General features: G+C 40.9%; 7 protein-coding genes and 3 riboswitches. Of the genes, 6 read left to right on the top strand and 1 reads right to left on the bottom strand.

Annotated elements, in window-relative coordinates; genetic code table 11:
* Positions 1–28 precede the first annotated feature (28 nt).
* Positions 29–226, bottom strand: a riboswitch (cobalamin riboswitch).
* Positions 227–911: 685 nt separating this feature from the next.
* Positions 912–1,114: riboswitch (cobalamin riboswitch) on the top strand.
* A gap of 126 nt (positions 1,115–1,240) precedes the next feature.
* From DWW52_RS04710 to DWW52_RS04690, 5 genes are read left to right on the top strand one after another with little or no spacing between them, the layout of a single operon-like run.
* On the top strand, positions 1,241–3,250 hold the full coding sequence (locus tag DWW52_RS04710) for a TonB-dependent receptor (protein WP_118714327.1): 2,010 nt from the start codon (positions 1,241–1,243) through the stop codon (positions 3,248–3,250).
* Between the two features lie 42 nt (positions 3,251–3,292).
* On the top strand, positions 3,293–4,459 hold the full coding sequence (locus tag DWW52_RS04705; RefSeq protein ID WP_370449479.1) for a DUF5074 domain-containing protein: 1,167 nt from the start codon (positions 3,293–3,295) through the stop codon (positions 4,457–4,459).
* A gap of 15 nt (positions 4,460–4,474) precedes the next feature.
* Positions 4,475–6,190, top strand: a complete 1,716-nt coding sequence (locus DWW52_RS04700; protein WP_158582478.1) for a PKD-like domain-containing protein — start codon at positions 4,475–4,477, stop codon at positions 6,188–6,190.
* A 20-nt stretch (positions 6,191–6,210) separates the two neighbouring features.
* Positions 6,211–8,265: a hypothetical protein gene (locus DWW52_RS04695; protein WP_118714325.1), complete on the top strand. Its 2,055-nt coding sequence runs from the start codon at positions 6,211–6,213 to the stop codon at positions 8,263–8,265.
* 22 nt (positions 8,266–8,287) lie between these two features.
* A complete protein-coding gene (locus tag DWW52_RS04690; protein ID WP_118714324.1) occupies positions 8,288–10,666 on the top strand; it encodes a hypothetical protein in 2,379 nt (792 codons plus the stop codon).
* 126 nt (positions 10,667–10,792) lie between these two features.
* On the opposite strand, the gene DWW52_RS04685 is transcribed toward DWW52_RS04690, so the two are convergent.
* A complete protein-coding gene (locus DWW52_RS04685; RefSeq protein WP_118714323.1) occupies positions 10,793–12,475 on the bottom strand; it encodes a putative transporter in 1,683 nt (560 codons plus the stop codon).
* 98 nt (positions 12,476–12,573) lie between these two features.
* A riboswitch (cobalamin riboswitch) is annotated at positions 12,574–12,776 on the bottom strand.
* Positions 12,777–13,250: 474 nt separating this feature from the next.
* On the opposite strand from DWW52_RS04685, the gene DWW52_RS04680 reads away from it, so the two are divergent.
* The gene (locus DWW52_RS04680; RefSeq protein WP_118714322.1) at positions 13,251–14,045 is read left to right on the top strand and encodes a phage integrase SAM-like domain-containing protein; all 795 of its coding nucleotides are present in this window, start codon (positions 13,251–13,253) and stop codon (positions 14,043–14,045) included.
* Positions 14,046–14,057 lie beyond the last annotated feature (12 nt).

Raw genomic sequence — 14,057 nt, 5'->3', positions numbered from 1 at the left:
ATTTACGTTCTCCTTCCCCTTGAACGTTAAATATATATGTATGTGTAGCAGGTCTTCTGACTTGTTTCCCTTTTGAATCTCCTTCCCATACTTGAAATCAAGAACAGTGGATTTAATTATTCAAAAAGTTATATGAAACTTACAGCAGTGGATCTGTTCAGGATTTACACCTGATTCCCTTGCATGTGATTATAATTTATAAATCAACACATAACATGTATCAAAAAATCTTCGTTTTTCGATGCGCAAAAATAAGCAATAATCTGTAATCTCCAAAGTAAAGGAATGATAATTTAATCTTTAGTAATCAAGGTCCTTTTTTTTAAAGAGATAAATACCATGACTTCGGATTACTGATATTATTAAACGAACAATTGCTGATAGAACAAAAAGTTCCTAATTTTATCCCTTAATTTATTGACAATTATTTACAAGCGGAAGGAAACATTATCTTTGTTGTGAATGAAATTCAATGGGTCTCCTGTTTTATTTATCAACCTTGTTTACTCTTGTTTTCTTAAGCATACCGAGTCGGAAATATCTTTGCCGTCGATATTTTGGCAAAAACGTAAATAATGAGTTTGTTGACAGTTGCATTTCGGGGAAAATCCACGGTTGTATTCTGTGTTTCACTTAGTTTGGGCGGTTCACGAGAATTTCCGGATGTATTTTCTCGATCGTGACGACATGTGTCACGTTAGCATTTGTAAACTCATAGAAACCTTAGGAGTAACCATTAGCTGGAGTGAACCCTGAATGTTAGATAAAAACTTTTAGGGTTCGTTTTTTAATGGTTCTCTTATAATGTTGATTATGATAGTGTTTCTAATGTTTTATTTGTTGCTAAATGATAAATATTGTAAAAAGTCAAAATAAAAGCTTTTAAATCTAGCTAACATTTGTTTTTTATATATTTTTGTGGCGATTTTGGTGTCACACCTCGTTTCGGGCGTGTGGTGAAAAGGGAATCAGGTGTGAATCCTGAACAGACCCGCTGCTGTAAACTCCGCTAAAATCTTTGAACACGACTCACATCCACTGTTTCGACATGAAATGGGAAGGGCGTTTAAAGATGGAGTAAGTCAGAAGACCTGCCAATTTCATTGATCTAAAGCTTTCTGGGACTAGAGCTTGGATGCAGGTATTATTTTTATCATATTATTGTTGCGATAGATAATTGTAGCTATTTGTATCTATTAGGGTACTGGAAAGCTGTTATGTTTTTTAATAACAGTGAAGAATGAAGTTTATAACATTAGGTGTATTGATTTTGCTCTGCTTCAAGAGCGGCAATTTCTTGAGGGCACAGAACGTGGATTCGACCAAGATGTATCATATTGACGAGGTGGACGTGTCTGCTCCGCGAGTTCGTAAAGAAGTGATACCTGTGCAGATCATGGAAGGAAAGGTGTTAGAAAAATTAAGTGTTCATTCTGTTGCGGATGCCTTGCGTTATTTTTCCGGGGTACAAATTAAAGATTATGGTGGTATAGGCGGATTGAAAACAGTGAATATCCGGGCAATGGGGACACAGCATGTGGGGGTTTTTTATGATGGTATTGAATTAGGAAATGCACAAAATGGGACGGTGGATCTAGGGCGTTTTTCTTTGGATAACATGGAAGCGATAACACTCTATAACGGGCAACGAAGTGCTATTTTCCAATCGGCAAAAGATTTTGGTTCTGCAGGTTCTATTTATATGACGACTCGTATTCCGCAATTTATCGGGAATAAGAAGCATAATGGCAAATTCACCTTTAAGACTGGATCTTTTGGTTTGTTAAATCCAGCTCTTTTGTGGGAGGGGCGGTTGTCAGAACGAATAAATGCTTCTTTTAGTTCCGAGTATATGTATACTACCGGGAAGTATAAATTTAGTTATCGGAAGAAAAACGGATACGATACTACAGAAATTCGCCGGAATGGAGACGTGTATGCTTTGCGTGCGGAATACGGGATGTTTGGAAGGATAATTAATGGAGATTGGAAAGCAAAGATATATTTTTATGATTCGGAGAGAGGTTATCCCGGGGCATCGGTACGGGAAGAACCCGGGAAGTTTAAACATCAAGATCGGCAATGGGATACGAACTTTTTTCTACAAGGCTCTTTCCAGAAGCACCTCGGTTTTTATAGTTTGTTGATAAATGGGAAATATGCTTATGACTATTTGCATTATCTTTCTGACCCGCGTTTGGATGTGAGTACGATGTACGTGAATAATCATTTTCGCCAGCATGAGGTTTATTTTTCTTCAGCGAATATGTTCACTCTTTTTCCTTTTTGGAATATAAATGTTTCAGTGGATTTTCAATGGAATAAGTTGAATGCGGACCTTGTGAATTTTGTTTATCCAAAGCGTTATACAACATTGGTCGCGGTTGCCTCCGCATTGCATTTTGAAAGATTTAAATTGCAGGCAAATTTATTGGGTACTTTTGTGCATGAACGTACTAAAGTAGAAAATGGTGCTGCGGATGATATGCAGGAGTATACTCCAACACTGGTGGCTTCATGGCAACCTTTCCAGACGGGGGATTTCAACGTGCGGGCCTTTTATAAAAGGATTTTCCGGATGCCTACGTTGAATGATTTGTATTACACGTTTATCGGGAATATATATTTGAAGCCGGAGTATACCAATCAATATAACGTGGGAGTAACGTATGTCCGGGTGTTTGATAAAAGATGCTTGAAACGTTTCGAGTTGCAGGCAGATGCGTATTATAATGAGGTGTCGGATAAAATTATCGCTATGCCGACTTCTAACCAGTTCCGTTGGACAATGGTGAATTTGGGAGAGGTTGAAATTCGGGGTGTTGATGTCGCTTTGCAGGGAAGCTGGCGATTCGGGCAAGATTGGTTGTTTGATACCCGAGTAAGTTATACGTACCAGAAAGCCCAAGATTTCACGAAAAAAGAGAGCCCTTTTTACGGGGATCAAATTCCTTATATCCCTTGGCATAGCGGTTCTTTAATATTAAACGGAACATACAAGAGTTGGTTCTTGAATTATAGTTTTATTTACACGGGAGAACGTTACGAGGCGAGTGCGAATATCCCGGAAAACAGGGCGAAAGAATGGTACACAAGTGATTTTTCCCTGTCAAAAAATCTTTCATGGAAACGTGTGGGAATCCGGTTGACCGTCGAATTGAACAATATTTTCAATCAACAGTATGAGGTCGTACAATGTTACCCGATGCCGGGGACGAATGTGAAGTTTATCATTAATGTGGCAATCTGAGATAGTGTAGTATAAGTTATCTAATTAAATAATGGTGTAGATATGAATAAGAAAGGATTTTGGATGTTCATGTTCCTGTTGGGAATGTTGTTGATTTTTTCTTGTCGAGATGATGATGATGAAATTATCCCGTCAGTGGTGACTAAAGTTACTCCAAGTGATTCGGTACTTGGTCCCGTGAAGGGTTTTTTCTTGTTGAACGAAGGAAATATGGGAAGTAATAAAGCTTCGTTGGATTATTTTGATTATGCTTCGGGAGAATATCACAAGAATATATTTCCTGAACGTAATCCAAATGTGGTGAAAGAGTTAGGCGACGTGGGCAATGATATCCAGATATACGGAAGCAAGTTGTATGCCGTGATTAATTGTTCGCATTTGATCGAGGTTATGGATGTGAACACGGCGAAAGAAATCTCCAAAATAACGGTGACGAATTGTCGGTATATCGTTTTCAAGGATGGCTATGCTTATGTCAGTTCGTATGCGGGCCCGGTGTTGATAGATCCAAATGCACGTTTGGGTGAAGTGGTGAAAATTGATACGGCAACTTTGCAGGTAGTGGGTTCATGTACCGTGGGGTATCAGCCGGAGGAGATGGTAATTGTCGGAAATAAATTGTACGTGGCAAATTCGGGTGGGTATAGGGTACCCAATTATGATAATACTGTATCCGTGATTGATTTGGAAACGTTCGAGGAGATAAAAAAGATTACGGTTGCAATTAACCTTCATCGGATGCGGGTTGATCGGGACGGGTTGATTTACGTGACTTCCCGGGGGGATTATTATGATGTACATTCAAATACCTACGTGATTAATTCCAAGACGGATATGGTGGCGGGTACGTTGAATTTTCCTGCCAGTGAGCTATATCTTTGTGGGGATTCTCTCTACTCGTATAGCACGGAATATAGTAAGATCACGGGAAAATGGACAATTAACTACACGATTTACGACACGAAAATGAGGCGTGTCGTGAGTCGCAGTTTTATCAAAGACGGGACAGATAAGTTGATAGTGACTCCTTATGCTTTAGCGGTAAATCCTGAAAATGGAGAGATTTTGGTTGGGGATGCTGGGGATTATGTTACCCCGGGTACCCTTTATTGTTTTACTCCGAGAGGAAAGAAGAAGTGGAGTGTGCAGACCGGAGATATTCCTGCGCATATCGTGTTTACAACAAATTCTTTGCAATATGATAGATAATTTTAATGTATGATTATGAGAAAAGATGTTCAATTAAAGTTTGTATTATTGATGATGCTTTTTGTCGGGGCTTTTATGGCTTGTGATGATGACGATGAAAAGATTGACGTGGGTAATCCTGATTTCGTATTTAATTCTGAAACGGGGGAGTATAACGTGAGAATCGGGAAAGAGGTTGCCCTTTGTGTTCACGTGAAAGATGCGCTAAATCCGGTGTATGCTTGGAAGCAGGAGGGGAAGATCGTGGCGGATGATACGGTGTATTATTTCAAGGGGGAAACTTTGGGCGAGTGTTTTGTCAATTTCCGTTTGGATGCAGATAACGGGAGCGTGGAGAAACAAGTAAAAGTGACGGTAGTTGATCGGCTTAGCCCGCAAATTAAGTTGGAAACGGCTGCGGTCGCTTATTGTGGCATAGAGAGAGAGATTGCTGCTGAAACGGAATACACGGATGAAACGACCACGTTTGAATGGAGTTATGGCGGAAGGGTCGTATCGCATGATTCTGTTTATATGTTTAAGGAAGAAGATATAAACGTGTACACTCTTGCCTTGAAGGTAACGAACGAGGATGGTGTTGACGTGAAAAATATCAACGTGTCGGTTATTCCCGAGGAAGAACCATTGTTGTTTTTCGATAATGCACGCTACGTGTTACCCTCGATGCTAGATAAAGCTATTACGATGACTTGTCCGATCGGTAAGCATGTCGTGCTGGCTCCCGTGAAGTTTGCTATCAGCGATCAAGCGGTCTACGAGTGGAAAGTTGACGGACAGGTACAGAGTGGGCAAACTTCGGTCTGTTTTGATTTTACTCCATCCGTGGAGGGAAAAACGTATGAAATTGATGTTACTGCAACGGATAATGGCAAAACCGCATCCACGAAAGTTTACGTGCAGTGTACTCCGAAGGAAGGGACTTATTTTAGACAGGTGACGTCAAGAAGTAATTATATTTCGAATCATTGTTTTGAGTTTATACCGGCTCCCGGGCAATTTATCCGTTTTACCCAGAATCAGACAGCAGAAGATGCCCGTAGACAGATACAAACGAGCTTGGATAATGGCGGTGGTACCAGTTGGATTGCTTCTCTGGGGGCATGGGGAGGTTATTTTATTTTGGGATTTGACCATAGTGTGGAAGATGACGGGCTGGGAGAAGCGGATTTTGATATCGTGGGTAATCCTCTTGGTAAGTATTGGTGCGAATGTGGTGTTGTATGGGTAAGCCAGGATGAGAATGGAAATGGAATTCCGGATGATACATGGTATGAATTGAAAGGGAGTGAAACCGGTAAGCCGGGTATCACGCAGCGATATGCTTTGAAATACTATCGTCCGACAGCGGAGAAGCAGGATGTGTTATCTATTGATAATGACGGTAACCTGAGTTTCTTGGCTCGTAATGCCTATCACCCGGACAGCGGTTATTATCCTTGGTTCATGAAAGAAGAATATTATATTCTTACCGGTACTTGTCTGGGAAATCAATTCAAGACGGAAGGGCTTGAAACCAACTGGGGATTTGACTGGGGATACGTGGATAATATTAATGATCCGGCAGGATTCAGGATTGAAAATGCCATCCAGCAAGACGGAAGTCCGGCTAATCTGAAATATATTGATTTCGTGAAAGTACATACAGCCCAGATGGGACAAGGTGCTGCCGTGGGAGAAGTTTCTACCGAGTCTTCTGCCGCGATGGATTTGCGTTTAAAAGCTAAAAAGTAGTTATTTAAAGATTATACGTTATGAATAAGAATATATTACGGGCGATTCTTCTTTTTGCCTTGGCATTTGTTGTAGGTTGTGAGGATGATGATGACCCTTTTGTCGGAGATGATAATTTTATCACGTCCTTTAGTTTGAAACAGGGAGAAATATCTTATGATGCCTCGTTCAAGGGAGACACGATTATATTGGAAACTCCCGAGGGAATTGTATTGAACGATGTAACGGCGAGTGTCGTGTGCAGTGAAAACAGTTCTATAAAACCGCATCCTTCCGTGATAACCAACTGGGATGAGCAAATCTATTTCGTAGTGACTTCATATAGTGGTGCGGAAAGGAGATATCTTTATATACCGGAGAAGAAAGCACTAGCCTTTGAAGGTATTGTTATTTTGAACACACAGGAAGATGTGGATGCTTTCGGGGCGAAAGGGTTGACCCGAATTGATGGCAGTTTGATTATCGGTCGTCAGAACGGCACGGATACGATTCATTCGTTGGAGGCTTTATCTTCTTTGAAAAGTGTGGCGAATGATGTTACGATCAACCGTTTATTCATGGGATATGAGTTGACCGGATTGGATAATCTGGAAGAGATCGGGGGAAATTTCATGATAAATTACGTGGATAGTTTGTGGGGTATGACATTCAATCACTTGGTTCGTGTTGGTGGAGATCTGAATATCGGTAGCAATGCTATCAGCGAGATTCTTTGTCCTCGTTTGGAGTCCGTGGGGGGAACTATTACTTTGGCGGCAGCTTTCGTGACCTCGGATTTTTCTTCTTTGCGGCAAATAAGCGGGGGGCTTAATTTGAATGGAAAAACGGGGATGACAGGTATCGTGTTCCAGTCACTGGAACGAGTGGGAGGTGCCATTGCCTCGACGATGACTTCTTTGAAAAAATTGGAGTTTCCCGTGTTGCGGAATTGCGATAAATTGACCGTGGGTAAAGGTGCTTTGGGCTTGCTTTACATGCCCTTGTTAGAGGATGTTGCCACAGAATTGGTGGTGGAAAATAATCCTTTGTACGAGGTGTCTTTTCCCGTGTTGTCCCATGCCGGGATGATCACGTTGAATTGCCCGAATGTGAATCAGTTTAATGCCCCTTTCTTGAAAACCGTGGATAATAATTTCAGTCTTACGCTTGCTGGGGTTAATCCGGAGCAATTTTCTGTTTTAGAGTCCGTGGGGGGAGTGTTGTCATTAAATTTTGCGGCAGAGGATTTTAAATTACCGTCCAATTTGAAGAAATTAGGAATTTTGGTTATTTCTGCCGGAATCACGAGGTTGGATATTCGGGGAACGGAAATTAATGAACTTCAGTTTAATGGTGTCGGGCTGGAAAATACAACCGTGATCGGGGATGATGTTTTTGCCGGGGGCTTCAATTTACAAAATCTCGGAGGGTATTTTCCGAAATTAGAAGGTTTTCATGAAATCGGGGATCTTACTATCGGTTATTTGGGTATGGGTGGCAATACAGTTGAAATTGCCGGTATACGTAAAATTAACGGAAATTTTTCTTACTGGGCAAACTCTAACGTGGATGGTATATTGCTTACGGATTTAGAAGAGGTTGGTGGAAATTTTAGACTTTTTTCTAATATAAAGAAATATCATTTCCCGAAATTGGAACATATCGGTGGAAATGCTATGATGTCTATTGATAATTATGATGATCAAACATTCCCTTTATTGACCACGGTGGGGGGCGATCTGGTATTCAAGACAGGATATCAGGATAGGTGGGGAGGTTCTTATGGGCCGCAAGAGATCCTTTATCCCTCGTTACGGAGCGTAGAAGGAGTATTGGATATCCGTCCAGCCACGCCGAGTCCATGGAATGAAAATCCATCAGAGGTAAATAAGAAGTTAGATAATTTGGATTTTCTTGCCGGACTTGAAAGTATCGGTGGTTTCCGGTTAGTGAATCATGAGGTCATGATTTCTTACGAGGGATTGAAAAAAGCTATATCTACTTGTCCGGCATCTAAATGGCAGGTAGAGAATAATGGTTACAATCCGACTTATGAAGAGTTGACAGAAAAGCAGCAGTGGACGAAACCAGAGTAGTTTATGAATAAAAATAGAGAATATGAAAATAGGTAATTTTATATATGTTTTGTGGTTTGTTCTCGCGGGCTTTATGGTCGGTTGCGAGGATGACGATAGTTTGTTCTCCGGGAATGAGAACTATATAACATCCTTTCGCTTGGTGCAGGGAGAGAATACTTATGCGGGTAGTATTGTCGGCGATTCGCTGATCCTTTCTGTTCCGGAAGGTGTGTCTTTTGAGAATGCGGTAGTGGAATTTACCGCAAGTGAAAATGCCACGTTGAATCCTGATCCTTCCACGATCACGAATTGGGGTGAGGAGCGGATGTTTACAGTTACCTCTTACAATCAAACGCAACGTGTTTACAGATACCTGGTTGTAAGAACTCTTGCGGTACAAGCCGGGGATGTAGTATTGACAACCTCGGAAGAAATAGAGGCTTTTGCGGTGCGGGGAATCAACAAGATTGAGGGAAATTTGGTGATAGGTAAATTAGTGGGAACCGTGAAAGAGGATACTTTGACTTCTCTTTCTCTTCTTTCTTCTTTGAAAGAGGTTACCGGAAAAGTGACGATTCATCCAACTTATGGGGGTGTTTCTCTTGATGGCTTGCAATCTTTAGAGAAAGTTGGTGGATTTACTATGGTTGCCCGTGCCTCTCAATATGGGGCTTTTGGTTTGACAGGGTTGAAAGAGATAAACTTGTCAAATTTGAAAAAGGTAGGTTCAAATTTTTCTATTTCCGCGGACACTCTTTACACGGTAAATTTGAGTGCGTTAGAGAGTGTCGGAGGAGATTTCACGTTTGAAACACGGGATATCAGGGATATGGATTTGTCGGCTTTACAGACAATTGCCGGGAAATTTTCTTTCCCGGGGCGTAATGGTAACATGCTTTTCCCGGAACGAGTGGAGTTACCCCGGTTGAATATGGTTGGCGGGAAAGTGGAGATAAGGAATTCCAATCGGCTGAAAGAACTTTTATTTCCTGCTTTGGTTTCGGCAGAGGGAATTACTTTGGAACAAACCGGGTCGTTGGAGAAGGTGGAGCTCGGGCAGTTGAGAGAAGTCGTGGAGAGTTTGACTTTACAGTGGACTCATCGGGTGAAAGAATATAATTTTTCTCAATTACAGTCGGCAGGAGGTATCAAAGTGTACTATATTGAAGATTTGGAGAAGGTGAATTTGGAACAGTTAAGTCAGATCGGGGCGCAAGGATTGACTGTAGAGTTTTGTAATAAACTGAATGATTTGGATCTTTCTGCCTTAACAATTGTACAAGGATCTTTATCGTTACCTTCTTTTGTCACGGATGTGAATACATTGAAGGAGGTTGGTGGGAATTTTACATTTTCAGCCAGTGCGGAAAATTTTGACGGGTTTAATAATTTAATTCAAGTCGGGGGAAATTTTGTATTGAATGGAACAGCAAAGGAGATAAGCGGCTTCAAGGCTTTGGTTTCCATTAAAGGAACAATGACTCTGAACAATATGAATAATGTGACGAATATAAATGGATTTGATGCACTGAAGTCTATTGGTTCTATTTTATCAGTCCAAAATATGGAGAAGGTTGAACAGATTTCTTTCCTAACTAATTTGCACGGGGCGCATTTTACACAATGTTCTTTTTCTGCCCTTCCTGCTTTGCAGGGATTGGATGTTTCGAACTTCTCTATTGATAAGTTGACCCTCAATAATGTCGGATCTGATTTTGTTTTGCGCGGTAATACGAAATTTGAGGGGGAAGTTACTTTGAATAATTGCCGTGGTATTCGTTTTGAAGGTATAGAAAATGTTCAGACACTTATTGTTTCTTGTTTTGTCCAGCAAGAACCGGCTGTATTTAATTTCACAAATTTGAGAAAAGTGGGTAAGCTTACGACTAATTTGGGTTATTCGGCTAATGCTGCAGCCATGTGTTTTCCTGATTTGGAAGAGGTAGAAGGAACATTAACTTTATCGGAGGGTAGTAGTGCTCAACAAATGCAACCTACGCAATTTCCAACTTTGCGAAAGGTGGGAGCTTTGACTTACACGGGGGTTATTTCGGTGTTGAATTTGCCGGTGTTGGAAAATGTAGATGGAGAGTTCCGTGTTAGTACCAGTTATCAAAATGGACCGGTTAAGATGTTGGAAGAGATTCGTGTGCCTAATTTGAAACGAGTTGGGGGGCTTGTATTAACTTCAAATGCCTATAGTGCAAATAATTATAATAATGTGATTACCGATTTGAAATGCTTTGGTACGTTGGAGAATGCCGACTATATCAATATTCAGAAACAGGCAGGCTTGGTCTCTTTCGAGGGATTGGAAAAAGTTATAAGTAAGCTTGAAGATGAAGGGACTTGGGTCGTCTCTGAAAATGGTTATAACCCGACTTTCGAGCAGGTGAAGGAGGGTGAACTTGTAAAATAAGAGTGGTATAAATCTTGTGATGAGGAGTCCGGTTTTGGCCGGATTCCTCTGTTTTTATGTGTAGTTTCCTCTTCATGCTTCTGGATTTGTTTGGTACATGTGATAAGAATTGATGCTTAAAATGTTTTATCCCAGAGCAAGAATCAGTAATTGAGCTGAAAGAACCCGAAGGAACATGGCCAGAGGGTAGACTGTGGCATATCCTACAGCCGGAGCGTCACACGAGGTCTGGTCATTGGAATAGGCTAGTGCGGGAGGATTTGTGTTGGAGCCGGAAAGTATACCAATTAGCGTATAGTAATTCAGTTTGCAACCATAACGTCCGATTAGTCCCGTCACAAGTAGCGGAAAAATGGTAATGATTGCTCCATAGCCGATCCACACGTAACCACCCTCGTTCACGATTGTTTCGATAAAGCCTTTCCCGGCTCCCAAGCCAACGCAGGCTAGAAATAGGGAAATCCCGATTTCTCGAACCATTAAGTTGGCGCTCATGGTTGTGTAAGTGATTAATTTGTAGTGTGGGCCAAAACGACTGATGAGGATTGAAACGATAAGGGGACCTCCAGCTAGTCCTAGTTTTAACGGTTGTGGGATACCGGGGAGCATGAATGGTATACTTCCCAGCACGCATCCCAAGGCGATACCTATGAATATGGGAATGAGGTTGGGATGATTCAAGCGTTTTAGCGAGTTGCCGAGTATTTTTTCTGCATGACTTACTGCTAATTCACTTCCGACTACCGTGACACGGTCTCCCATTTGCAGTTGCAGGTTAGGGGCTGCCACAAGATCCACGCCAGAGCGATTTATCCGGGTAATACTGGCTCCGAAGTTCCGACGAATCCGGAGTTGAGATAAAGTTTTCCCGTTTAACTCGGGTTTCGTGATGAGAATACGACGGGAGACGAGGTTCGTGTTTTCATTTTCCCACTTCACATCAATTTGTTTACCAAAAAATACGGTGATGGCTTCAATATCTTTCGGGTTGGAGATCACGAGTATTTGATCCCCGATGTGAAGTATAGTTTCCGAGTTAACCAGTTCCTGTTTTTCACCTTGATGGCGTATGCGAGAGATCACGAACTTACGGTTTACTAAAGGCTGGATATCCTTGATGGCTTTGTTGTCGATAGCTTTATTGATAATTTCCAGTGAAGCAGGGTGTACAGTTAATTCCTGTAAGTGTCCTAGTCCTTTTTCTGCTTCGGCTTCTTCCGTGGTCGCATTAATTTTCAGAATGTATTTCAAACTTTGTAGTACTAGAATCGTACCAATTACACCTAACGGGTAAGCCACGGCGTATCCCATAGCGATTTCCGGAGCATCAATGCCGTTTATGTCGCTGTTGGCTTGCTGGGCGGCTCCTAGGCCGGGAGTGTTGGTGACTGCCCCGGAAAGGATGCCTACCATGGTCGTGATAGGAGTGTCTGTCACGAGGTAGAGGACAATAGCGATCACGACGCTCAGTGAAACGGAAGTGATAGCTAGCATGTTCAGCGTGAAGCCGCCTTTTTTGAATGCGGAGAAAAAGCCGGGACCTACTTGTAGACCGATGGAATAAACGAATAGGATTAACCCGAATTCTTTCAGAAAGTGAAGTAGATGTTCGTTTAGGCTTAAATTGAAATGGCCGAAAACGATTCCAACAAAAAGAATCCACGTGACACCAAGTGAGATTCCGGTAATTTTTACCTTGCCTAGCATTATGCCAAAAGCGATTACTAACGATAAAATAAGCACGGAGTGTGCTACTCCGCCGCCCCAAAGATCGGGACTTCCCTCGAAAAGATTTTTTAATAATTCCATAAATAAACTGGCAGCATTGGATTACAAAAGCAATACACCTGCACTAAAATTATAATTGTATGTTTGTTTTCGTACTGTTTCTCTAATCCCTCGAGTAAAAACAGCCTTTAATGAATGGCAGGTCTTCTGACTGGCTCCCGTCCCGATTCCTTCCCGATTTCTCGTAAACCAGTGGAAAAAGTATATATCAAGACGTTGAATGGAGTTTTACAGCAGCGAGGACTGTCCGGGATTTTCACCCGATTCCCTTTTCATCCGGTTGATGTTTTAATCTCCCGGAACCAATTCGTCACAAAGGTAATGGATTTATTGAAAATTTTGTTTTATTTTCTCGATATTTCGGATGATTTCGTGTGAATCGTGATATTCATAAATCATATTGAGTTTTGGAAAAACAAAGAGTCCTCCTAATTTTTTAGGTGAGCCTTTAAATCTCGGTTTAAACTTTGGTTTAAATAAATGCTCAAGACCCAATGAAAACCGCCTAAAACAATAAAGCACCTACTTTCGTAAGTGCTTTATTCAGAGAGCGGAAAACGGGACTCAAACCCGCGACCCCCAGCTTGGAAGGCTAAGATTTGTATGTGTATATTCATTGTTCTTCTTTCCTGGTCTTCTATATTTGTCATGATAATTAATGTGTTACGAATTTGATTTTGTCGTATTATTTACGAGTCTTTTGTGCACGTATAAGCATAAAAGTAGTTTTTGAGCAAAAAATATACGAAATCATCACGGAAAAATCACGGAAAAAATTCACAAAAATTTAGACAATATGCCAAGGAGGAATAATAAAAAATGGAGATTTATGCTTGTCAAAACGACAGATAGAAAACGTAAAGATGGAAGCTATCCCATAGCAATAGAATTTAATTTTAATGGACGAAGTATTTTAACCCAAGATGATCTTTTGGCAAGAATCGATGATTGGGAACAAGATTTTGAAAGAGTTCGGGAAACTAAACGTAACAAAGACAGAGCATTTGTTACAAACGTGGTGCTTGATTCGTTAGCCACCCGAATAAATAATATCGTTAATGAATATAGAGAGAAAAATTTAATACTTACAAATGCAATTGTAATAAATAAACTTGCGCTTAAAGTAAGTGGCGACACGGTAGAAAATTTTGCAGTTGAGCATATTTTGAATTTGGTGAAAAATAATCAAATCGGTTCGGCTAAAATTTTTGCAGAGATGCTCTATTATTTGCGGAAGTTCGACAGTCACTTTTGCAAAAAATGTTTTGCAGATATAGATTTTAACTACGTGGTAGCTTTTGAAAAAGCACAATTGAGTCCCAAGAGAGAAGGGGGACCCCGGAAAAAGGGAGGAATTTCTGTAAATATTCGGTCGTTAAGAACATTGTTAAATAAGGCAATAGCTGATGGAATTGGATGTACAGAAACGTATCCTTTTTCGACTAAATATGGTCCCCGTACGGACATTTATGTGATAACGAAACGGCTTAAGTCTAAATCACGTAAACCTTTAGTACCTAAGTCTTCTTTGTTGGACTTTTATAATTATGAGTTCGATGAAATGGTGTACAAACTGGAAAATCCGCACTAATTTGCCCCATCT

It is taken from the genome of Odoribacter sp. AF15-53, assembly GCF_003479425.1.
In the GTDB taxonomy this organism is placed as follows: domain Bacteria; phylum Bacteroidota; class Bacteroidia; order Bacteroidales; family Marinifilaceae; genus Butyricimonas.
Note: the sequence above shows the minus strand (reverse complement) of the source record. Positions and strands in the feature narration are given on the sequence as shown.